This window comes from Leuconostoc sp. XM4 (assembly GCF_055698815.1).
Window position 1 is genome coordinate 1,110,710 of sequence record NZ_CP134507.1, and the last position, 23,196, is coordinate 1,133,905.

The 23,196-nt window shown below is 34.6% G+C and carries 25 protein-coding genes and 4 pseudogenes; 12 read left to right on the plus strand and 17 right to left on the minus strand.

The window, feature by feature from the left end; translation table 11 throughout:
• The 7 genes from RHP64_RS05600 to RHP64_RS05630 all read left to right on the plus strand — a co-directional run bounded on the left by RHP64_RS05600 (position 1) and on the right by RHP64_RS05630 (position 3,765).
• On the plus strand, positions 1-186 hold the full coding sequence (locus tag RHP64_RS05600) for a hypothetical protein (protein ID WP_146955642.1): 186 nt from the start codon (positions 1-3) through the stop codon (positions 184-186).
• Between the two features lie 87 nt (positions 187-273).
• Positions 274-534 (plus strand): hypothetical protein, encoded by a 261-nt coding sequence (locus RHP64_RS05605; RefSeq protein WP_146955643.1) that lies wholly within the window; start codon positions 274-276, stop codon positions 532-534.
• Between the two features lie 72 nt (positions 535-606).
• Positions 607-1,017 carry a hypothetical protein gene (locus tag RHP64_RS05610; protein WP_146955644.1) on the plus strand — a complete coding sequence of 137 codons (411 nt, stop codon included), beginning with the start codon at positions 607-609 and terminating at the stop codon, positions 1,015-1,017.
• Positions 1,017-1,388, plus strand: coding sequence for an ATP-binding protein (locus tag RHP64_RS05615; RefSeq protein WP_146955645.1), 372 nt, complete (start codon positions 1,017-1,019; stop codon positions 1,386-1,388). Before RHP64_RS05610 ends, RHP64_RS05615 begins: the two co-directional genes overlap by 1 nt.
• Before the next feature lie 135 nt (positions 1,389-1,523).
• Positions 1,524-2,702, plus strand: coding sequence for an IS30 family transposase (locus RHP64_RS05620; protein WP_146955646.1), 1,179 nt, complete (start codon positions 1,524-1,526; stop codon positions 2,700-2,702).
• 146 nt (positions 2,703-2,848) lie between these two features.
• Complete coding sequence (locus RHP64_RS05625) at positions 2,849-3,157, plus strand: MazG nucleotide pyrophosphohydrolase domain-containing protein (protein ID WP_146958284.1); 309 nt, start codon at positions 2,849-2,851, stop codon at positions 3,155-3,157.
• 44 nt (positions 3,158-3,201) lie between these two features.
• A complete protein-coding gene (locus RHP64_RS05630; protein WP_146955647.1) occupies positions 3,202-3,765 on the plus strand; it encodes an LOG family protein in 564 nt (187 codons plus the stop codon).
• Positions 3,766-4,650: 885 nt separating this feature from the next.
• Here the strand turns inward: RHP64_RS05630 and RHP64_RS05635 are convergent.
• From RHP64_RS05635 to RHP64_RS05655, 5 genes and pseudogenes are all read right to left on the minus strand, one after another.
• A pseudogene (locus RHP64_RS05635) lies at positions 4,651-5,287 on the minus strand (YdcF family protein).
• 63 nt (positions 5,288-5,350) lie between these two features.
• Positions 5,351-5,554, minus strand: coding sequence for a hypothetical protein (locus RHP64_RS05640; RefSeq protein WP_014324767.1), 204 nt, complete (start codon positions 5,552-5,554; stop codon positions 5,351-5,353).
• Positions 5,555-6,015: 461 nt separating this feature from the next.
• Positions 6,016-6,445, minus strand: a pseudogene (locus RHP64_RS05645) (restriction endonuclease subunit S); the annotation flags it as partial.
• Positions 6,438-7,319, minus strand: a pseudogene (locus RHP64_RS05650) (type I restriction endonuclease); the annotation flags it as partial. The pseudogenes RHP64_RS05645 and RHP64_RS05650, both read right to left, overlap by 8 nt.
• A gap of 309 nt (positions 7,320-7,628) precedes the next feature.
• Positions 7,629-8,432: a CPBP family intramembrane glutamic endopeptidase gene (locus RHP64_RS05655; protein ID WP_049639980.1), complete on the minus strand. Its 804-nt coding sequence runs from the start codon at positions 8,430-8,432 to the stop codon at positions 7,629-7,631.
• Positions 8,433-8,752: 320 nt separating this feature from the next.
• Between RHP64_RS05655 and RHP64_RS05660 the strand changes: the two genes are divergently transcribed.
• Positions 8,753-8,860, plus strand: a complete 108-nt coding sequence (locus RHP64_RS05660; RefSeq protein ID WP_004902735.1) for a putative holin-like toxin — start codon at positions 8,753-8,755, stop codon at positions 8,858-8,860.
• Between the two features lie 799 nt (positions 8,861-9,659).
• Here the strand turns inward: RHP64_RS05660 and RHP64_RS05665 are convergent.
• Positions 9,660-9,893, minus strand: a complete 234-nt coding sequence (locus RHP64_RS05665) for a hypothetical protein (RefSeq protein WP_025268126.1) — start codon at positions 9,891-9,893, stop codon at positions 9,660-9,662.
• A 16-nt stretch (positions 9,894-9,909) separates the two neighbouring features.
• Here RHP64_RS05665 and RHP64_RS05670 point away from each other — a divergent pair, with 16 nt between their 5' ends.
• Positions 9,910-10,467 carry an HAD-IIIA family hydrolase gene (locus RHP64_RS05670; protein WP_080675400.1) on the plus strand — a complete coding sequence of 186 codons (558 nt, stop codon included), beginning with the start codon at positions 9,910-9,912 and terminating at the stop codon, positions 10,465-10,467.
• 42 nt (positions 10,468-10,509) lie between these two features.
• Here RHP64_RS05670 and RHP64_RS05675 read toward each other — a convergent pair whose 3' ends face one another.
• The 3 genes from RHP64_RS05675 to RHP64_RS05685 all read right to left on the minus strand — a co-directional run bounded on the left by RHP64_RS05675 (position 10,510) and on the right by RHP64_RS05685 (position 12,056).
• The gene (locus RHP64_RS05675) at positions 10,510-10,848 is read right to left on the minus strand and encodes an ASCH domain-containing protein (RefSeq protein ID WP_014324773.1); all 339 of its coding nucleotides are present in this window, start codon (positions 10,846-10,848) and stop codon (positions 10,510-10,512) included.
• A 52-nt stretch (positions 10,849-10,900) separates the two neighbouring features.
• Positions 10,901-11,515, minus strand: a complete 615-nt coding sequence (locus tag RHP64_RS05680; RefSeq protein ID WP_025268128.1) for a cadmium resistance transporter — start codon at positions 11,513-11,515, stop codon at positions 10,901-10,903.
• Positions 11,516-11,642: 127 nt separating this feature from the next.
• On the minus strand, positions 11,643-12,056 hold the full coding sequence (locus tag RHP64_RS05685; RefSeq protein ID WP_025268129.1) for a cytidine deaminase family protein: 414 nt from the start codon (positions 12,054-12,056) through the stop codon (positions 11,643-11,645).
• 216 nt (positions 12,057-12,272) lie between these two features.
• Between RHP64_RS05685 and RHP64_RS05690 the strand changes: the two are divergent.
• Together RHP64_RS05690 and RHP64_RS05695 are read left to right on the plus strand one after the other, a co-directional pair.
• Positions 12,273-12,699, plus strand: a pseudogene (locus tag RHP64_RS05690) (HIT family protein).
• Positions 12,700-12,771: 72 nt separating this feature from the next.
• The gene (locus tag RHP64_RS05695; RefSeq protein ID WP_237048888.1) at positions 12,772-13,212 is read left to right on the plus strand and encodes a DUF2000 domain-containing protein; all 441 of its coding nucleotides are present in this window, start codon (positions 12,772-12,774) and stop codon (positions 13,210-13,212) included.
• Here the strand turns inward: RHP64_RS05695 and RHP64_RS05700 are convergent.
• From RHP64_RS05700 to RHP64_RS05715, 4 genes are all read right to left on the minus strand, one after another.
• Positions 13,179-13,979, minus strand: a complete 801-nt coding sequence (locus RHP64_RS05700) for an AraC family transcriptional regulator (RefSeq protein ID WP_025268132.1) — start codon at positions 13,977-13,979, stop codon at positions 13,179-13,181. The genes RHP64_RS05695 and RHP64_RS05700 overlap by 34 nt on opposite strands.
• Before the next feature lie 76 nt (positions 13,980-14,055).
• The gene (locus RHP64_RS05705) at positions 14,056-14,703 is read right to left on the minus strand and encodes a response regulator transcription factor (RefSeq protein WP_014324778.1); all 648 of its coding nucleotides are present in this window, start codon (positions 14,701-14,703) and stop codon (positions 14,056-14,058) included.
• A complete protein-coding gene (locus RHP64_RS05710) occupies positions 14,693-15,901 on the minus strand; it encodes a sensor histidine kinase (protein ID WP_025268133.1) in 1,209 nt (402 codons plus the stop codon). Before RHP64_RS05710 ends, RHP64_RS05705 begins: the two co-directional genes overlap by 11 nt.
• A 77-nt stretch (positions 15,902-15,978) precedes the next feature.
• On the minus strand, positions 15,979-18,093 hold the full coding sequence (locus RHP64_RS05715) for an MMPL family transporter (RefSeq protein ID WP_014324780.1): 2,115 nt from the start codon (positions 18,091-18,093) through the stop codon (positions 15,979-15,981).
• 144 nt (positions 18,094-18,237) lie between these two features.
• On the opposite strand from RHP64_RS05715, the gene RHP64_RS05720 reads away from it, so the two are divergent.
• Entirely contained in the window at positions 18,238-18,699 is a 462-nt protein-coding gene (locus RHP64_RS05720; RefSeq protein ID WP_011679881.1) for a GNAT family N-acetyltransferase, read from the plus strand.
• Between the two features lie 39 nt (positions 18,700-18,738).
• Here RHP64_RS05720 and RHP64_RS05725 read toward each other — a convergent pair whose 3' ends face one another.
• From RHP64_RS05725 to RHP64_RS05740, 4 genes are all read right to left on the minus strand, one after another.
• Complete coding sequence (locus RHP64_RS05725) at positions 18,739-20,109, minus strand: FAD-binding oxidoreductase (RefSeq protein WP_025268134.1); 1,371 nt, start codon at positions 20,107-20,109, stop codon at positions 18,739-18,741.
• A gap of 26 nt (positions 20,110-20,135) precedes the next feature.
• Positions 20,136-21,335: an MFS transporter gene (locus RHP64_RS05730; RefSeq protein WP_014324782.1), complete on the minus strand. Its 1,200-nt coding sequence runs from the start codon at positions 21,333-21,335 to the stop codon at positions 20,136-20,138.
• A gap of 118 nt (positions 21,336-21,453) precedes the next feature.
• The gene (locus tag RHP64_RS05735; RefSeq protein WP_014324783.1) at positions 21,454-22,389 is read right to left on the minus strand and encodes a helix-turn-helix domain-containing protein; all 936 of its coding nucleotides are present in this window, start codon (positions 22,387-22,389) and stop codon (positions 21,454-21,456) included.
• A gap of 9 nt (positions 22,390-22,398) precedes the next feature.
• The gene (locus RHP64_RS05740; protein WP_014324784.1) at positions 22,399-23,160 is read right to left on the minus strand and encodes an acetoin reductase; all 762 of its coding nucleotides are present in this window, start codon (positions 23,158-23,160) and stop codon (positions 22,399-22,401) included.
• Between the last annotated feature and the right edge of the window lie 36 nt (positions 23,161-23,196).

The following is a 23,196-nucleotide window of genomic DNA, read 5'->3' on the forward strand; positions in this document are numbered from 1 at the left end:
ATGTATAAAGCAGTTGGTTGGCATTCAAAGAATGAGTACATGATAGGCACTACGCTAGCAGATGTGATGCGTAAGTTACAAAAGGAATATCCAGCACCTAGACGTACTATGAGTACTCAACAAATTTATAGTGAACCATTACGAATTATTGATGAAACTGGTAAAGATAAACAGTATTTACCCTGAATAATTTAGAGTGTTTAACTGTTGACTAAGGGAACAAATGTTCGTATAATAGTTATAGTAAATAAAACGACTGGAGCTGTTTGAGCTATGAACCAAATTGATGCGGTAATTGGGGATATTAAAGAAATGTTTGCTAAGCAACCTAATACGATATATGAAGTGAGAGTTGTAGACCAAATCTACTCAAAAAAGGTCAATATATTTTTTGAATGGTATAAGATTGGTCGTGCAACACATTCACAACAAATAGCACGATTGGATAGTTCATATACAGAACAAATACCGGAAATTATTAAGAAAATTCGTAAAGAAACAGGTTTGACGGTTCGTACAAATATATATGATTAGTCACAAAGTGAGTTAGTGTTTGATAGGTACTAGCTTTTTTGTTTGCAATTAAAACTGAAAGGATAAAGTAAGATGCCAACAAAAATATGGTTAAAGCCGGAACAATTAGAGCTGTATATTAAGCAGTTAGAACGATTTAGAGACTTATATAGTCAATTAGACCAAACGTTAGAAAGCGATAGACAAGGCTTTCAATTCAAGGCTGGTGCGCCTAACTTTCAAACAACGTTAAGCGTATCAATGCAATTACAAGCTAAAATCAGACAAGCACAATCTCAAACATACGGAGATGTGCTTTTTTTTAACAAAGAATTAGCATCAAGGGTACAAGATTTGGTCTCAAAATCAATTGAGCTAACCTTTGCTTATCGTGATTTAGACTTGCTGATTAAGGGAACTGATCGCAACACTGAAAGTGGTTTGAATAAGATTGAAGAACAGTTGTATCAAGCTAAAAAGCAACTAAGAGAAAGGGCAATGTGATGATAAACAAAGCAATTGACAATTTAAGGTATCGCATCATCAATCGTTATGTTGATTGTTTACGTGATATTGAGGTTGATAGTCATTTGCGTGAACAATTAAAATGGTCTGATAATAACAAAATTATAGGGCAGATAGCTTATAGCATTCACAATATTGTTGATTTTACTGATGAAGTCTTTAGACCATTTGATGATGTAAACAATTATGAAGCCTTTATTTTGAGGGAATTGTCAGAACATGCAAAAAATTTGGAAAACAATTTACTACCTGAACTTGAACGTATGCGTTTAGATACTCGTTGGCTATCTGAATATTATGAAGAACTAGCTGATGTAAAAAAGGTTCTTGATGAATTCAATGTTGTGTGAACAGTTGATATGCTTATAATTTTGTTTTTCGATAAGTTAAAAAATAAAATAATAGACAACATTGTGAAATGGTAAACTTGTTATAAGGGAATATTCCCAACTTCAATAATCATAATAAAGGAGTATATACGTTTTATGAGTGATGAAACACCAAAAAAACGAAAGCGCCAACCACATATAAATGAAAATCAACGTCACATGATTGAATACTTGTGGAATATTGAGAAAATGACACAAGCGGATATAGCTAGGCGTTTAGGCTATACACCGTCATCAATACTACGTGAATTACACCGTGGCAACACACTTGATTTTTCGCATTTAGATAGACGAACGCTTTTGAATATGGATATACACGCACGTATCAAGTATTCGGCACAACGTGGTCAATATCTAGCCTTAAAGAAACGTAGTAAAATGGGTACCGGTTCAAGATTGACACCTGAATTAAAAGAAATCATTGAAACTTGGGTTAATGTTGAACATTGGACACCTGAACAAATAGCTGGCAACGTTCAAGATGTTGATGTCTCCGCATCAGTCATTAGATTATGGGCTAGAAAAGGTTTAATTGATATTCGCAAACACAAGTATCATCGACAAAATGGGACACCAAAAGAAAGAGCTGTTGCGCAAACAAGACGTGCTAAAGAACGTGAAATTGCTAGACTTCGTGAGCAACTAAAAAATGACGGAGAATTAGTCCGCCACTCAATATTTGATCGCTCACAGGTTGTTGAAAGTCGTAAACAGTTCGGTCATTGGGAAATTGATTTAGTTCTGCCTGCTAAAATGAATAATCTACGGTATCAAGATACGACTGCGATTATGACATTTACTGAACGAAAAACTCGGTTTACTGCTTTGGTATTAGTTCGTAGTAAAAAATCTAGTGATATGGTTGATGCGTTTAAGCTATTTTATGAACGATATGGCAAAGCAGTAAGAACGATTACCGCTGATAATGGTTCTGAATTTATCTCATGGGACTTTTTAGAATATGTTCAAAAAGAGCTTAAAATCAAGCTATACTATGCTACACCGTCATCACCACAACAACGTGGTTCAAATGAAAACAGAAACCGTAAGCTACGTGATTGGTACCCTAAAGGTACGTCATTTAAAGATGTGAAGCAACGACAACTAGATGAAGTAGCTTCAAAAATGAATGCCATGCCACTTAGACAAGCATTGGACGGCAAAAGACCAATGGTAGTGTTTGAACAAGAATATAAAGCCATGCAACGTTACCGTAGAGCTTATGAAAAGCGTAAACAGCGCATGCTAGAAGAGCGCCAAAATGATGAAGGGTAACCAATTATAGTCAGTAATGTAGTGGCTAAATTAATATTTCTAAATAAAGTGACAGGTCTCATTTTATAAAATATATATGTATAGTATAATCAATTAGTACGCATTGATTATACTATACATACTAACACTAAGGAGGAAGATTAGTGATGCAGGAACATAAAATGTGGTTAACAAGCTTCTATAAAAAACGCAATTGGTTTCAATATTCGACATTTATCAGATTAAATTTTTTATTTGAAGAAGTTGGTGAATTAGCCCAATGTATTAGAGCAATAGAACTAGGCAGAGATCATCCTGGTGAAGAAATGCAAAATCAGTCAGAGCTTAATGCACATTTAAAAGAAGAACTAGCTGATGTTTTAGATCAAGTACTGATTTTAAGCGAAAAATATAATATAGATTTAGATGATTTAATAGCACAAAGTCAGACGAAATTGAAACAACGTTTTAATTAATCAGTTTTATTTAAATTTAGAATATGTAAAAGGGTTATATAAAAATGAAAAATTTGGCAGTTTACTGTGGTGCATCACTAGGGAAAGATTCTGCAGTAGTAACTGCTACTAAAGAATTAGGTCAATATTTAGCACAGAATCATATTGAATTGGTTTATGGTGGCGGTAGAGTTGGTTTGATGGGTATACTAGCTAATCAAGTACTAGATTTTGGTGGTAATGTTCATGGTATCATTCCAAATCAATTAGCTGACAGAGGTGCAGCCTTAGAAAGACTAACTGATTTAACGATAGTAGAAAATATGTCTGTTAGAAAGCAAAAAATGCTGGACTTATCAGATGGTTGTCTTGCGTTGCCAGGTGGACCAGGAACACTAGAAGAAATTATCGAAGCTTTTTCTTGGGCACGCTTAGGCAACAATAATAATCCGTGTGTTTTTTATAATATTAATGGCTATTATGATGAGTTAAAAAAAATGTTTGATACTATGACAGCGCATGGTTTCTTAACTGTGGAAGATCGTCAAAAATTACTTTTTTCTGATTCTCTAGAAATAATATTCGATTTTATGAATAATTACATCCCACCAAAGATTCGAAAGTATTAGTATTATAATGGCCATTAACAAAAGGCTCAGGTCGTAATTTTATTATTTTTCAATATTTTTTGCGAATTTAAGCACAACAATAAAATAATGAACTTTAGACACTAGAAGTGTCTTTTTTTGTTGTGCTTAAAATATAAAGATTTGAAAATGGTTTAATTGATTGAAATATTTGATATAATAGTGAGTAATTAGATTGCTAAAAGCCTTTGTATCGACGTTCTAAAAGCGTGGACATGCAGTTTACTTTTAGACAAAATCATGATATTCTTAAAAAAGTTGTGCTCTGATATAAAAATAATCTTCGTTAGTTTTACATACGTGTTACCAGAAGTTTACTAAAATATTAAACATGTGGTTTTCAGGTTGACATCCGCCGTTCGTCTTTTAGTTAACATAATATATATTATCAAAAGTAACCATTTTAAGGAATTTGCAAGCGAATTTTTCTTTAACTTAAAACGTAGTCTATCAATCTCACGCTGCTTTTGATACTGCGTTTTAAGTTAAAATTTTTCTGCATCTACAATTTGTTCTGGTGGCAATAGTTTTGAATTATTGCCACATCAGACAACTTTTTGGGTAGCAAAAAATGGACCACGTAAGGCTAAAATATTTCCTTGCTTTAATTCTCGTGAGATTGCTGATTACGAATGATTGAGTTTTCTTGCAATTTCAAATTATGTTAGTTTTTCGTCATTCCACATGTGCTCAATCAAATGCCTGTCATTGTCTTTGATGCGTGGGTACTTAACTTGGTCTGTTCTGATGGTAACGACGTCTGTTAAGATAGTAGAGTTAAATGGTCTGAAATTGAATAAAAAAAGCCCATCGATTTGAATGCGCTTTGAATTTATATTTACATGTAGTAAAAATGATCCATGATCATTAGTTCATTTTTAAAGGCGTAATATCTCCCTTTTGCCCATAGTGAAGTATTCTCAAATACTCTCCCCACACTCTTGACTGTCCGATGTCGCTATTCATCCATTCTTGTCGGCTGACAATATTACCGGAATATTCAGCATTGAATGTGTAGGGAATATAATCAATGGTTGCAGGTAAATATTTGGTTAATGTCCGAAGTTGCCTACCAGTTGCATGACTCTTACAAATAAACATAAGACTTTTTATTTGAGAAAAATCAAATACATTCAGTGCGAATTTAACATTTTCCAATGTGTTTGTGGACGACTTTTCGTAGACAATTTGTTGTGGAGAAACACCATTGCTGATTAAATAATCAATAATAAACGTCCGCCTCGGTTTGATTGTCAAATTGCCACTCAGGATGTTTTTTCCCAGTTAAACTGTTACCTCCCGTGACAATGATTTTATCAACACCAGTTTCATTGTATGCCTCTAATGTTTTTTCCCAATGCCCTGGATGTGTACCACTAAACACAAACAAAGCATCGCATTTTATAATTGATTTTTTCGGTCCAAAAACAGTATTTGTTAAAAATTCTATTTCGGATTCGGATAATTTAGGAACTTCTGGACTTTTTGGAATAATCGGATTCATATACTTTTCTTCTTTTCTTTTAATTACTGGTATTATAGTATATTTCCTTAAATTTGAGTACATTTATTCCGACTTTGACGGCATACCAAAATCAAAACCAGCCTGTGGCTCAATGTTGAGTGTATCAAGACTACCGTTGATATTGACAACAGCCGTATCTGTATCACTACGCTTACCAACACTCTTGCGAGTTGAATAAGTTAAGTTTCCTAAAGTCTTACCAGAAAGCGCTAGGCTTTCAAAATTGTTAATTGTTGCTTTAACCATGTTTCTAAATTCTCCTGTATTTTAAATTAAAGTTTTGCATCTACCGACACTGTAATGTCGTACTTATCACGCAAAGGTTGTAAATCTTCAATGAGTTGTGCATATTGTACTGTTTGACCAACTACCTTGCAAAGCTAAGGATATTTTCTTATCCCCTGCATTTTCTTTTTCACTCATAATATCGTTTAAACGTCCTTTCTAACTGATGATATTCATTACGCATATACTCACTAGGCGCTTTGTAGTTTTCTTCTGTGAGCAAACCTATAAGACCTTGTCGCTCATTAAACCATTTAATAAGCGCTATGTCGGTAGATAACAAATGTTCATCATCTATGCTAAACCTGTGTTTAGGTTTAGCAATTATGTTTAAATTATTCATTGACTACCAACTTCCATAAAAAAAGCCCAAACTAATTTGTCTGAACTTAATATAATATTCAATTATTTATTGTCTCTCCTCATGAGACAAACATTTTTTGTAAGAAACCTTTTTTCTGCTCTTTGAGCAAATCTAACTTGCGTTGATGAAGTGCGATAGTATTATCAAAATTTGATAATAATTCAGCTATCTTTTTTTTCTTCCAAACTTGGTAATGGAATGGGAAATTCAACTAATACGTTTTGATTCAAATGCTTAATTGTTCCACCGGTAGATTTTTTATCTGCAAAATTCAAGAGGAAAGGTGCTTTTAAATAGTGAAACAAGTATTTGCTATTTATAGTAATATCTTCTTTCACTTTGACGTTAAAAACACCTGCATTAAGAGTTGCAGGCATAGTTAAACCTTCAACATAAGCAACCTTACCAAGAGTTCCATCTTTTGTAATTAAGATGCTTTCATTCGAAATTTGAATTTTTTTATCTTGGTCAAAACGTTCTTTTTCCACAACCAGTCGCATGCCAAATGAAGCCACCTTCATGCAGCGCGGCTTGTTTTCTAATTTTACGAATGGCATGAATTTGATAAGGTCGAAGAACCATCAAAAACTTTTGGTTTTTCTGATCATCAACCAAAATCGTATATTGACTAATTAATTCATGGGCATCAGGTATTCTCAAAACAATACGAGCAAAATCAAACAAATCAGGAACCGGTACGTTTTCTTCTGTACGCCAATTGAACAAAAATTTAGTCATTCGCTGATAAGCGGCATCAGTATCTTCACTCGGACGAGCAAAATATCGTGTATCAACCTTGTTCGAAACAACGAAGAGTTGCGTTGCCGCATAAATACCGTTAAAGAAACCATCTTGAGCATACCGCTGAATCTGATGATAGGCTTGCATGTAACCATCTTTTGCAGATTCTTTTTTTAGTTCAATATGGATAATTGGCAAACCATTAATCAACAGTGTCACATCACCTCTAGTGCTGCGTTCAGTATCTGGCACAATCTGGTTAACAACCTCATACGCTGAGGTGCCACCGGCAATATCTTTATTGCGAAATACTTCAAGACTAATCCGCTCACCTGTTTCTCGTTCTAACAGTATTTGAGCAACACCATTTTCACCTCGCAACCATTGTGAAGCTAAAAAAGGTGAACTGGTTAAACGCAAAAATTCAACTTTTACACGATCAAACTCAACATCAGTTAAGAGCTCACCTTCTAACAAAGCTGTATTCAAACGATTAAGATGGTTTCTAAAATTAATCCAAAGATCGGCTTCTGTTTTTAGTTCTGGTCTATATCGCCATTGATTCTCTTGCTCGCTTAAAATATGAATAAATTGATTTTCAATTGTTGATTCTGATGGCATGGTTGAAGGATCCTTATTAATATTGCATAACTTTTAATCATCAAAAAATGCTAATAATCTTATCCTTCTATTATGCCACGAAAAGTCAATCAAAATATGCTTTCCCCTAGTAAAAGTAGCAACTTTATCCTTCATTAAATTTATTCATGATCCTGTAATTGAATAGTCTGGTGTTAACTTATTGCTTTTTAAAAGTGCTCTACTTTGATAATTTGAAATAAAAAAACAAAAACAGATTTTTCCATTTTTGCTCTAGTCATTATAATTTTAACAATATTGATATTTAGGCCACATGTTTAAAAGTTAATGTCACTTGTTGCCATTTTCAGAGTATATGAGCCTAGTTAATCTCCAATCGTCAGAATGTTTTGCTTTTAAAATCATTATTCCTATAAGTAAAAAAATTAAAAATTGTAAAATAACGGCGGAAATCGTACTTGGATCAAACTGTTGTGTTTTATAGGAGACTTGCATGCCATTCATAATAGTCAGAAAAAAATCAAAAAAGAAATGAGCAATCATAGGAATTAGTAAGCTACCAGTCTTAACATAAAGACACCCCAACATGAACCCAATGCCTGCCACACCAAACATTTGAAGTATGGTTGCCTCAATATTTTGGTTTGAAATATTACCAAAATGGTAAACAGAGAATAATACTGTTGAGATGACTAGACTGATAATCACGCCGTACTTACTTGATTTAAATGTTTTCAACAAATATCCTAAAAAAATTCCTCTAAAAATGAATTCTTCTGGAAAGGCAGCAGCCGTTCCGATAAATAAAGCTTCCCAGAAACGTTCTGGATTAAAAATACTCAATAATATTGAACTGATCAATAAAATAATGTGCCATCTCACCGTTCGTCTTGAAAATATAATTTTGAAATATTTAGGAACAGGTAAAATAAAACATAGTATTGCAGCTAGAAATAATTCAAACACTTTAAATGCCGCATCGTTTAACATGACACCTAGTCTTAAATCACCTGTGGGAACATTGTTCACTAGTCCTACGACAAAGTCTCCACCATAATATTCAATAACGTTAAATATTACGAAGCTAAAAATTAGAAGAATTATTTTGTTTTTAACACTATTGAAATTAAGCATAACACAATTTTATAAAAGTTGAATCTGAAAATCAATCATTTTCGGATAACTACAACTTCGACTAATTAAGTTAAAAGGCTTGATTTGACACTATATGCTAAAATCATGCCACTAATCATAATAATCAAAGAACACTAATTGCCTAACTTATAAAGAAAAAAGCGAAGTAAGTTTTGTTCACAATTGTTACCCGATTTTTACTGTTTTTACATATGTTATACTAGATGAAGCAAACAAGTTAAGACGGTGGCTATCCCGAACGGAGGTGGTGCTTATGGTGTAATCACTGTAAACCCAGATTCTAGGAAAGGAAATGCCTGATGTCCCTTTCGGACACACTGCAAACGTTACTAGCTTTTGGTATCTTTATCATCAGTTTACTAACGTTTGTAGTTCTACTAATAGAAAAAATTAGCAGAAAAAAATAACCGTCGAACTTTGGAGAGTCACGGTTATTTCCAATAACTAAAACTTAGCCACCGCCGAAAACGGGTTTGCTAGGAGCCATAGTTTGTGCTGTGGCTCTTTTTCATACACCCATTATAGCATATATTTTCTAAAACAACATTTTTGAATTTTATTCAGTTTTATATGTTTTATAGACATGTTTTAAATCAATGCAACGATGTTTTTACTGACAATAAAAACAGTTCTGCTAAACTATGGCAACACTGCGGATACTTTATTAAGGTATCTCTCTAAACAGCATGATAGCTATATTCTCAAGTGCCAATCAAGAAAAGCATAGACTCTTTAGGGCTACATAACGAAAGCCAATAAGCACAAATTCTGATGCTCATGTTTAGACAAACTCTCTCTTTACTTCCGAACCAAAATATTAAGATATTTTAGTCATGACACAAACCAAAGATTATACGGTATAATATAACTATTCTACGGTTATATTGATTGTGTATAAATTTATTGCTTTTGTGCAATTTCATTTTATTCATCAGTCAATGTACAAAGCCAATTCTGCATTCATTTTCAAATGTTTGTGAAATTGGTTTTTTTGTGCGTTTTTCTCATATTAATACTTTCTTAATATTTAAAAGCAATATGATTTAAAAAGCACTTCGATTGTTACAAACGTGTTTCAACGTCTGTCCCAATCTCTATGCTCTTAAGTATACATTCTTCGATTATAATTACCTACACTATCAATTGTTTATACAACGCTTTAAGAATATACCAATCTGAGTAATCAATATTTGCCATATTTAATATCTAAATAAGTGGAATCCATTGCGTTTTATTATTTTCATCTTCACTGGCATTATATATGAACTCTTTTGAGACAGAGCTATTAACATGTGAAACATAAACAACCCTAAGATGCTCTCTTTCATTTGTAGATTTTTGAACTGATATAATAACGGTGGCGCTTGAAAGAATTGTCTGATTTTGATGGATTAATGATTTGTAGGAAATATTTTTTTGTTCCATTTTAATTTTATTCATTATGCTTCAGACCTTCATGAATAAGCTGTATACTAAAAATATGAATATACTAAATAATTATACGACCGTTTTTATCGATCGTGATGGTACTATCGGTGGTAACGGCCATTATCAGTCACTCAACGTTTTCGAACTTTTTCCTTATGCGCTTTCTTCAATCGCAAGATTAAAAGCACATGGAATGAGTGTATTTGCGCTATCAAATCAAACCCACATTGAAAAAGGCGATATGAACTATTATGATTTCTTCAATTCACTGATTAGAGTTGGGTTTGATGATGCGTTCATTTGCCCTCATTCCGAACAAACAAACTGTAATTGTCGAAAACCTAAAAAAGGATTAATTGAACAAGCTCATCGTAAATACAATTTTCAAAACAAACAATCCATCATTATTGGTGACCGATTTTCATCAGATATTCAATTAGCTCAGAATTGTCAAATATTGGGTATTCATGTTGCAACAGGTAAATTCGAACCTCAATATTTTATTGACAATCAAAATCAACAAAAAAAGAATATTATTACAGTTCAGAACCTCGAGAGTGCCGTAAATTACGTTCTTAGTAATTAGATAATAATATCATTTTTGAAAATATTAACTACTACTTACTGATCAATCACCTAACAACATTTCAATAGCCAACACCCCGTAATGTCTCTCCTGTTCGGGAGTATATATTTCATAAGTATCGTTAACCATTTTTTCGATATTATCAGTTGAATTACTACCAACCTTTGCACCATTAAATTGCGCATAGAGATCAGCAAACGTAGTGAACTTGTATAATTGTTTTACACTAACCGTTATTTGATTGTTATTCTCTAAATCAGTAAATAAGATTTTATGCCCAATTTTTAATTGTGCTCGCTTCTCATCATAGAGTCTTATTTCAATTGTTTTTGTACCCCGCTGCACTAAAACAAATTGATCGTGATTTAATCCCATTAACATAATTACCTTCTCCATCTTAAATGCCATTACCTATCATTATATACTAAAGGTTTTAATAGATTAACAGTAATAGGTGCTGAAGAGTTCCGGCTTCTACTAAGACATATAGCCCTAATGAAACATACACAATTAACTGAACTAAATCGCCTTGTTTATCAAAAAATGCCTTTACGATTGGTACGTTTACCAACTTATATGCTGCCACAATCACAGCCGTCAAGATAATAATAAACAAGACTAAAATGATCGGTAAGATTTGAAGATTTAGCATCGTAAAATATGGTATATATAGCGCCATATTATCGGCACCACAGGCAGAAAAAGTGATTACCAACACGTTCCAAATGATAGCGTCTGGTTTAATTATCTTTAATTTTTCTTCTATCTCTTCCCCTTCGTCTTCTTTACTAAAATACCCCTTTACCCCGATTATGATCGGAATAATACCCAACAATCCAAGAAGCCATTCCTCCGGAACTTGCTGTAATACAAGCGCGATAATAATTGAAGTAAGTACTAGTAATCCATTTCCTAAGTACGCGCCTAAAACAACTAATTTCGTATCTTGTTTTGTACTATATTTTCCAAAGAGCAAGAGTAGAACAACAAAATAATCCGTTGTTGTCCCTATATAAGAAAAAATTGCTGTCAATACATCTTTTAACATAATAGTCTCCTAATTTATACATGAATTTATTTTCATATATAAATAGTAACATACCTGCTGGGTTTTACAAGTTTTTATTATGATATCAAAAAAAAAAATTTTATTGGTTTCTTTTTGCATAATATCATCATTCACGCATATGTCCCCACCACTTAGGTAGTAACTCTTTCAAGGTAACAGACTCTCTGTTGTCATAATCTACCATAATTTCAGTATTTGCGTTTTCTGAAGAAAGTTGCATTAAAAATTCACGGCAAACGCCACATGGCATACCCGTAATACCGACTGGAGCCTCATCTCTAAAAGCAATGAGTCGCTTTATTTTAGTTTGATCGCTATTTAAATACATATTCAACGCAGCTGTTCTCTCGGCACAAAGGTTCATCGTTCCACATAGACCTTCAATACAAAATCCAGTATATATATCGCCATTTTCTGCCTCCAAGGCACTAACAACATGATGCGCATAGATGAATTCATTCACTTCTGTCGGACGATACTGTTTTTTAGCAGCTTCATATAGCTTTTGCCAAATATCCATTTTATCAAACCTCTTTACATTACTGAGGATATTATAACACATGCCAAAGAATTGAATTAAAGTTACATATACGCTCATATGATAAATATGTGCGACTTTCAAATTCGCAGAATCTTTTGTTTTAATAATTCACCCGTTTAAGTAATGATATAATGGTCTAAATAACGAAACTCAGGTTGTAAAATGAATAACTGTGAAATATGTCGAAGAATAAAAATGATTCAAGAAAGCACTAATCCTTACTTTGTTGCTGAACTAGAAACAGGGTATGTTGTTATTGGTGATCATCAATATTTTGAAGGATATACTTTGTTTTTGTCTAAACAACACGTAACCGAGCTGCATCATTTACAAACAGATTTCAAACGCAAATTTTTGGAAGAAATGTGTCTTGTTAACGAAGCCGTTGCGCTAGCTTTTGACGCTGAAAATGAATTGTGAACTACTTGGTAACGGCGACGCACACGTCCATTGGCACTTATTTCCTAGGCACAAAAATGATACGCCAACACCAGGCCCAGTTTGGTGGTTAAACAGGAAAATCATGTTCAATGAAAACAACTGCCCAACACAAGAAAAACTTACGCAACGGAGAAACAAGCTGTCTAGGGAATTAAAATTAGTTCTTCGTAAAAGTATATAAAAAAGTTACGTCTTTGCTTAAATAGCAAGTTTATACAATACCTTCTTTTTAGAACATGTTTTAATAATATACATGGAAAATTTTGCAAAGAAGGAAAAATTAAAAATGAAAATGAAGTGTGTTGTAATAGTAGATCCTGAACTGCCAATTGGTCTTGTTGCCAATACAGCAAGCATATTAGGTTGTTCATTAGGAAAAGCGCATCCTGAAATCAACGGAGAAGATACTTACGATAAAAATAATCAACTTTACCCTGGCATTGTCAATATCCCTATTCCTATTTTGAAAGCTGATTCAAATAAAATTAACGAGATTCACCGTCAAGCTAACCAGTATGAAGAAATTGAGGTCATTTCGTTTGTGGACGTAGCACAACAAGTCAATAATTATGAAGAATATAAAGCAAAGCTCAAGCAGAGTACAGATGAGGATCTTAACTTTTTGGGGATTTGCTTATATGGCAGCGAAAAGAAAGTCAATCATTTTAGCGGCAGCTTACCAATGTTAAGATAATTGTAATTGATACTTTTTTGGTGAAACACCGTGATATTGCTTGAAAAGTTTGTCAAAATGACTTTCGTCAAAAAACCATTTTGATGAGCAATTTCCGACATCGACAAATTTGTATTATCTAACAAGTCCTTCACAGCTCTATTCATACGATAGTTCATCAAATATTTTGCTGGTGAGATATGAAAAGTTTCTTTGAACAAACGAGTAAAGTAATATTTACTCAATCCTGATATGTTAGCTAGTGTCTCTACTTTACACTCCCTATGAAAATTATTAGAAATATAATGTTGAACACTTTCGAATCGTCTAGTCTCCATATTTTCTACGGAATTCACGGTCCAAAAAGATAATATTTCTTCATCATCGAGTACATTAATGATTTTCGTCAATATATTCGTAGGAGACAGTTCATATACAGCAGAATCCATAATCATTTTGACCTGCTGCATTTGCCTGCTAGTTAATTTAATCGTCATTGGTTGATTAAACTGATCTTCAAGTGCATTCGATGCTATATATAGCATCGTGTAACGCCAGTTCACTATGTCTATTGGCTGACACCAATGGACTAACTGACTAGGAATAATGACCAAAGTATTCTTTTTAATGTGCCTCACTTTATCAATATTTGCAATACAACTGCCACCTTCAACAATGCCAATCGATAAAAAATCATGATATTGATATCTTGCAGTTTGAAGTTCGTGTGCGCATCTTTTTATAATTAGGCTCTGATTTACAAGGCTTCTACTGTAATTAATTGTCATACGATATATTATATCCTAACTTCTAGTAATTTAAAAAAGCAGATGACAAGTCTGCTTTTTTAGTACGAAAAATATGTTAATCAATATCAATCAGATTATTTTTAACAGCCAAAGCCACGGCTTGAACTCCTGTTGATACGTTCATTTTGATGTAAATGTCAGTTAAATTAGACTTTATAGTCCGTTCTGAAAGATGCATCTCTAGAGCAATGAGCTTAATTTTAACCCCTCGAGCAACACGAGATAATATTTTAAGTTCTTTTTCTGATAAATTGTAATCTTGTGTTTCTTCTGGACTTGTTTCTGTATGATTCTGAGAGAATAGAATGTCTGAAATCTGGTTTTGTAACACCATGTTTCCAGTTATTGCACTATCAATTGTTGTAAAAATCGTTTCGGTACTAGCATCTTTTAATAAATAACCCTTCGCTCCTAACTTCAACATCCGCTGTATATTCACAACATTATCAAAGGTTGACAGTACCACGACAGGAAGGTCCGGAAAATGATCATGAATGAAAGACATAACCTCAAAGCCATCCTTTTTAGGCATTTTAATGTCTAATAGAACTAAGTCAACTTGAGATTTCTTGATAATATCAATAGCTTCATCCCCATCAGCTGCTTCATAAGCAACATCGTAATCTGAATGACTTTCAAAAATTAATTTAATTCCTTCACGAATAATAAAATGATTATCAACAATCATTATCTTACTGGTCATTTTGCCACCTCAATTTAGTTGGAATTTGAATTTGAATTTCAGTCCCTTCACCTATATGGCTTTTGACTAATAGCTTACCTTCCAATTGTTCCACACGCTCTTGGATTGATTTAAGGCCAAAGTGCTTGTGTTTTCTTTTGCCATTTTCCACATTAAAGCCAACGCCATAATCAATAATGCTAATCCGTAATTGATCATCCATGTCAATTTTAACAATTGCGACATCTGTTTTGGAATGCCTAACCACATTTGTCAACGATTCAGAAATAATTCTAGATACTTCCTCGTACACATCTTCAGAAACACGCATATCTGAAGTGCTTTTTATGCGCACACTTAGACCATAATTTTCATAAAACACTTTTGACAATAACTCAAGTCGATCATATAAATTGATGTTTTTGCTGTTATCTTTTCGCATATCAAAGACAATTTCACGTGCTTCCTTTAGTGTTGTTCGTGACAATGAAATCGTTTTTTCTATCTCTTCACTAGCCCGTTCAGTTTTATCAGATGCCATCAAGGATTTAATTCCTTCTAATTGCATTGTCACGCCGGCTAACCCTTGCATAAGCGTGTCATGAAGATCTCGTCCAATACGGTTTCGTTCATTTTGCTTCGAAATTTCTTTGACTTCTGTATAGGTCAATTGTAACTCATCGAGTAAATGCTGAGTTTTAACTAACTCACTAACTTGCCTTTGATAGAATCGCCATGCCAAGAAAATAATTACATTGAGAAAAGTAGAAGCTTGCAATACAATCAACGCCATTAAGGGACCAAAATTGACCCACTCTATTATAAGAAACACAACCTGAAGTGGCACTAATAATAAGGCCATTTTTTTGAACTCGATGTTAAACAATGTCAATAATTGTAAACCGATTACTGGCAACATGCCCATATATAGAACAACTTCAGAAGGAATAAGCAAAATACCTGCCAGAACAATCAAAATAAATTGCGCAGAAATAAAGAATTTTTTACTAAAATTGATGACCGTCCTACTAAAAAAGTTTAAACACAAATGCAAAAACACCACATTGAAAAACAATGCAGAGTTTATTGATTGGACACCACCATATTCGGTTTTAAAATAGGACGCTAAGAAGTAAATCATCATACTCCAAAAAATCATTGGCCAACGGTATATCATCATGATATGCTTATTCATTTCAACATCTAGATTTTTTCTCATACGTAGATTCCCTTCCAAAAACATTCATACTCAATTATTTTATCATAGTACCAAACTTATAGAACTGATATTAGTGATTAATCGATTTTTACGTTAGGCAATATTTTATCCAACCATTTTGGCAGGTACCAACTCGCTTTTCCAAACAGATCAATTGTAGCTGGTACAAGAATTAGTCTTACCAATATCGCATCGAACAAGATTCCAGATGCTAATACTAATCCCATCGACTTTACAATGGCATCACTAGCGAAAATAAATCCAGAGAAGACCGCCATCATAATAAGTGCCGCCGCCACGACAGCTGGTCCACTATCTCGCATGCCTAAGATTACTGCCTGCCTAGTGTTCTCTGTTTTTAGATAGTGCTCACGAATTCGACTGACCAAGAAGACTTCATAATCCATAGCTAATCCAAACATAATACCAATGACAAGAACTGGTAAGAAATTAAGTATTGCGCCCTTGGCTGGAATACCAAACAAGTTAATGAAGTGGCCATCTTGTGCTATAAACACAATAGCGCCCAATGTTGCCCCTAATGATAACACAAATCCTAGCACCGCAACCAATGGAATCAGCAAGGATCTAAATACGACTGTCAACAAAATGAATGCGAATAGCACGATAATAATTGCGAACTTTGGCAAAGCCTTCATTAATGCATCAGACATATCGATGTTGATGGCAGTAGATCCTGTAACATACAACCTTGGCAAACCCTTTTTTTGATTCAAGTCACGTATCTTATGAACGAGCTTCTTAGTTTTAACAGCATTGGCATCCGTTTTGGGAATGACCGTAATCATCTGATAATCGTTATCTTTACTTGGCATAGCTTGTGAAACAGTGGCTACATTTCCTAGATCTTTAATCTCATTAACACTATCGCTCACCTTTACCATGTCATCTGTTTTTAGTAACACGACCAATGTTGCTTGACTACCCTCGCCATAGGCTTCTGTCATCAAATCATATGCGCGTCGTTCAGTTAGTTTTTCTGACTTAACCGAATCGTTAGGTAGTCCAAGGTTAATATGTGTGAATGGTGTTGCAATAACACCCAGTACCACGACCACCAACATTGTTAATAGTAACTTATATTTGGTTACTAGCTTACCCCAACCACCTTCAATGCGCATTTTACTTGCAAATTGTAACAATCGGTTTGGCTTTTTGCCGGTAACTCGATCACCTAATACGACCAGCATCGCTGGTACAAAAGTCAAGGAAGTTAAAATTGCAGTAAGAATGGCCAAAGAAGCAGTAATACCCATCACTGAGAGCATATCAATGCCAAGGACTGTCATACCTAATAAAGCGACAATGACTGTTGCCCCAGCAAATATCACCGACGTACCTGCGGTAGACATCGCTGCCGATAAGGCATCTTTTTTTGATTTATTTTGCTGTAATTCTTGTCTGTAACGTGAAATGATAAATAAAGCATAATCAATTCCGACTGCCAATCCCATCATTCCAACTAATGACATTGAGAAAGTTGCTACTGATAAGAAGTTCGTTGAAATCAAAACCAACATCATACCAGTCACCAGACCCAATAGAGCTGATAAAATAGGAATTCCAGCGACCAATAGTGAAGCAAAAGTAATTGCTAAAATCACAAATGCAATAGCCAAGCCAACCACTTCAGCCTGCTCACCATTATCCATACCTGAAATCGTAACATCATTTGAAGTTAGTTCTGTTTGAATACTTTTGTGTCGTGTAATCTTTATTGACTTCTCTAATGCGTCAACTGTTTTTTCTGAAACATTTTCGCCTTTTTGCTTATATATCACCCTAGCTGTAGCAGTCATGCCATCTTTACTGTAACTATTTAACATAGCTGGCAAAATCACCATTTTGACATGGCTGTTTTTTTGTACATCTTGAAATAGTTCTGCCATGACTTGCTGATTTTTATCAGTAGTTAATGCTTTACCATTATTTGAGTGTAGTACAATTTGTACCTGACCACCATTTTGCCTAGTACTTGGAAACTCCTTTTCCATTAGTTTATTAGCTCTTTCAGACTGTGACCCCTGAATAGACATCCCCGCACTATCAAAATGAATACCAAAGCTAAGAGCCGCACCAACTGATACAGCAATTGTTATGAAAAATGCCACAATTGTCAGCTTAGCATGCCGATATATCCACCGTCCTAATTTACTAAGTAATTGCCCCATTAATATATTTCTCCTTCTAAGTTAATATATTGACTATATCAACAAAAAGAGACTTACACATCGTACCAAAGGGCACACTTTTTGCCCTTTAGGGCAATTGTGATTGATATGGTATACTAAGTAACTAAATACGAGGAGATAACAATGTTAAGATTAGAAAAAATGACAGCAACGCATTTTGATGACTATATGAGTAGATCAATCAAAGAATACGCTTTGGAAAAAGTGCAAGCTGGTAGTTGGACACAGGAAGATTCGCTGGGTAATGCAAAATTAACATATGACCGACTATTGCCAGATGGATTAAACACTCCAGATAACTTTCTCTTCTCCATTATCAATGATGACAACGTTATTGGCTATATTTGGCTTGGAGCAGACAGTGAAAACAAGAACATCGCTTTTATTTTTGACTTTGAAATTTACGATACCTATCAAAATAATGGTTTTGGCTCTCAAGCCATTGCACTAGCTTCCACAAAAGCAAAAGCGCTGGGGTTCACCTCAATTGGCCTACATGTTTTTGGTACTAACTCTCGCGCTATACATGTTTACGAGAAAACTGGCTTTGAAATAACTGATATAAAGATGCAGAAAAAACTATAAAAAGAGCAGAGATATAGTCAACTATATCTCTGCTCTTTTTTATGCATATCTAGATTGGTTTATGATGTGTTTTGAATCATATTTTTTAACAACCTTTTGCAATCGTTCACGCGTATCACGTGACCATGCTTTTGTTGTTTCTGACTTACTGGTATCACTGGAATAAGCACCATACACACCACATCCATGCTCTTGTAGCGGTTTGAATAATTGATTCAATAAACTTGATTGTGTGACGTCTCCCCACATAGCAACAAACAACGTTGCCTCACGAAATGACCAAGCATCAAAATCAGGCGACAACTGATTTATAGGACCATCAATAGCGCGCACTTCAATACCCATGACTGCACTAGATTTTAACATGGTATGCAATGCATTCAGTAAATGATCATCAATTTTAGTTAACAGTACATTTTTGACATAGACGTCATTCGCCCCTTCGTGTGGTAAATGCGGTGCCTGGACTAATGTATGATAACTCAAATTGCTCTCATCTTGCTTTTCAACTTTGGCGATGTTTAGTGCGTCAGTAAAATATTTTTCGCACAAATCTGTTTTTTCACCGCACCAGATGTTTGTTGCCTGCACCGAAATAATACTTGAAGTACTGTCACTTTTGCTTAGCATTAATAAACTACTCATATCTTCAGTCGCAGTTGTTATCCAAGAATGCCATGTAAACAAAAAATGTGATAAGTCGAATACGTTATATGATAACTTTTGCAAACCGATTGGTACTCTTTGTCCTGATTTTGCTGGTTCGACTTTGTCGGCTTGAAAAATAAACTCAGTAACGATACCGACTTGTGAACCTCCGCCACGAATTGCCCAAAATAGGTCGCTATTTTCTTCTTTGTTAACATTACGCTTCTTGCCATCAGCGGTAATGATAGTTGCACCTAGTATTTGATCAGTGGTCAATCCTTGTTTCCGCACGAGTAAACCTAACCCACCGGAAGTTGCTAAACCACCAACGCCGGTGTCGCCAAAGTCACCACTAGACAAAACTAAATCGGCTTTACTAATTTTGTCAGCCACGTCACCCCAAACTGCACCGGCTTGGACTTTAACAAGACCTTTAGCCTCATCAAGTATGTTTACTTGGTTCATCTGTGATAGGTCAATAATGATACCACCATCATTAACTGAATAATTAGTTATGCCGTGCCCACCACTACGAACAGAAAAAGGAATTTGATGTCCAACAAAACGCTGCACATTTCCAGCGTACTCAACCACGTGCGAAACTTGTTCATCATTTTCAGCCATGAATACTAATCTAGGATGCCCTACCTTAAAATAATTAGAACTAACAGACTCGTACTTACCGCTATTTTTTGTAACTGCTATGTTACTTAATGTGGCGGGTAACGCTGGCCATTTCTGTTGATTATCACTGTCTGTCATTAGACTAATTTCTCCTTTACTATGAACTAGCTCAATGTATTTTCACGTTTTGAATTATTAGCAAGAAAAAATAAATAAGTTAAAATCGCAAACGCAACAAAAAATAAAAATGGTAACTTTATGTTGATTTGATAAATAAATGAACCAAACAATGGTGACACAATTCCAGCTATTGCTTGGGTCATAGCAACAGTACCTGCAACTGCTCCTTGTTGATCCTGTGAAACAACAAGTGAAGCACCAGCAGATAGTGAACTCATTCCAAACGCAGCTCCTGCACCAATCAAAATGTAGCTTACCACTAACATCCAAAAGGCACTAGCTACAGTAATCAATAATAAGCCAAGCACAAGTAATGGAATTCCGACAATCATCATCTTACGAGCAGAAAAATTTAGTACTTTAATTTGCAAAATTTGTGTCAACATTAATGTTACGCCTAATATAACAAACAGCAGAGACGAGGTCTTCGCACTTTGAACAACCGTTTGACCAATATTGTCATGTAAATATAGCGATGTTAGTAACTGTAACCCAACCACAACGAACATCACAGAACATCCAACTAACAACCAGCTCAATAATTTAACCGAGAAAAACTTTTTTGACCCAGTTTCTTTTTTGTCGGTAGCGTGTGCTTCGTTAATTGATACCTGTCTTTTGGGTAAAATAGCCGTCATAATAACGGTAAACAACAACAAGAGAACAATGGTTGTATAAAAAGGCAAATATAGATTACCAGTTGTTGAAATCAGCCCACCAATAATTGGCCCCAAGACCATTGCTAACCCTGTTGCAAAGCCAAGGGATGACATGTCTTTTGCACGATCTTTGGTCGTTGAAATATCTGCCATATAAGCATTTGCCGCCGTTGGTGTCGTTGTCATGAATATGCCTAGCAAGAACCTAGTGCCCATCAATCCATAAAAGAATAATGGTACTGCTTTTGACGACGCAATTGACATATGAAACAAGATCACGTAAAGAATGAAGAATACCCCCATCCCGAACAGTCCAATAATCATCACGATTCTACGACCAAATATATCACTCATTTTCCCCCATATTGGTGCAAACAGTAACATTGCCGCAGCACCGAGAGAAATCATAATACCAATTTGACTTGGTATCATGTGTGCTTTAGTTGAAATTGCTGACAAAACTGGCATGGTAATGTAAATTCCCAAATACGACACCAGTGTCGCAACAAAGAGTTTCTTTTTCATAAAATAAAAAATTCCTTTCCTTAATCAAATACTCTAGTGATTAATGTAAAGGAATTTCATGTAGTATACTGCTCTATTTTGGTAATTCTAGCCCAATCGTTCAATGAGCCTACTAAACTTAGTTTTTATAAAGCTGACGATACATTTTAGGTGTCATTTGTTTTTCTTTTTTAAAAAAGGCTGAGAACTTACTTGTATTCATATAACCAACTTCGTTGGCAATAAAAGTAATACTGGCCTGACTATCCTTTAGTAAAGTACAGGCATATTCCAAGCGCGCAGACATCAAGAAACTGTGAATTGACTGGTAATATGTGGCTTTAAACAATTTCTGCATGGTCGTTTGACCAATATCATATTGTCTAGCCAACTGCTGCAAAGTTAACTTTTCACCGATGTGATTCAGCAAATAGCCATGAATAGCATAAATTTTCTTAATATCTCTTGTTGGAAAATAAGTTTTCGGTAAAATAGCTTCGTGCGCCTCATCTGAATTAAGATATAATAATAATTCCGCTATTTTCAATCGTAAAAATTGCAATTGATTCGTTACTTCAACCGCTTCAAAATCTTTAAAAAACCGTTCAATAAACTCTGTTTTTATCAAGATATAATCTTGGTCGGATAAATAATACTTAGTAATGCTATCAATTAGCTGGTCATTACCAACAAGCCTTATAAAATCGTCACTAACTTTCTGGCGATTGATCAGCAATGTAATGCCTTGATATTGGCCACTAACGCTAGAATAGTGATTATTATCATCAAAACTTTGAGCTATTTTCAAAAAACCCGGTTCCAAAAAAATTGTCTCTTGATTATTTTTGATTAAGTTAACAGATCCATTGTAGGAAAAATCTAAGCGCAACACTTGGTCAGAAAAAGTTATCGCCCCATAATACCTATCGAAAGAATAGTCATGTATCACCAAATCCAAGCCTTGTGTTAACTTTATCGCAATTGGTTGAAGATTTCCCGAATTACTAAATAGATTGGTTTTATTTACTTTATTTATGTGTTTTAAAAAATTTAAATAGTTATTTTTATTCGTCATCAAAGACTATTATACATAATTAATCCCACCATCAACTAAAATAGATTGACCGGTGATATAATTTGATTTTTCATCAGCCAAAAATGACACTAGGTTGGCAACATCAGCTGGTTCTTCACCACGACCCAATGCAATACCATCAATATATTCTTGCTTTGTCTCTCCTAATGGACGGTCGTAAATTTTAGCCATTGCAGCATCAATTTGATCCCACATTGGTGTCAAGACGATACCAGGGCAATAGGCATTTACAGTAATTTTGTCTTTTGCTAGCTCTTTGGCAGCAGCTTGTGTAATACCACGTACCGCAAACTTGGTAGCTGAATAAATACCTAGCAACTCAACGGCTTGGTGCCCAGCAATAGAACAAGCATTAATAATCTTTCCACCTCTGCCTTGTTTCTTAAATTGTTTAGCGGCAGCTTGAATACCATATATTGTTCCGTTGACGTTGATGTTGAAAATCTTAGTAATTTCATCAGGCTTAGCGTCTACAATGGCAGCAATTTGTGCAATCCCTGCATTGTTCACAAAAACATCTAATTGACCAAAGTCGTTCACAACGTCATCAACTAACTTGAACATATCCTCATGACTGGAAATGTCAACGTAGTAACCTTTTGAGTCATTACCAACTTCTTCGGCAACTTTCACCGCATTATCTTTGTTTAAATCAGCGACTGCGACAGTGAAACCATCTGATGCGAGTTGCTTAACAATACCCTCGCCAATTCCTTGTCCACCACCAGTAACAACTGCAACTTTAACCATGTGAATTTCCTCCTTTTTAATTACAACTACATTATA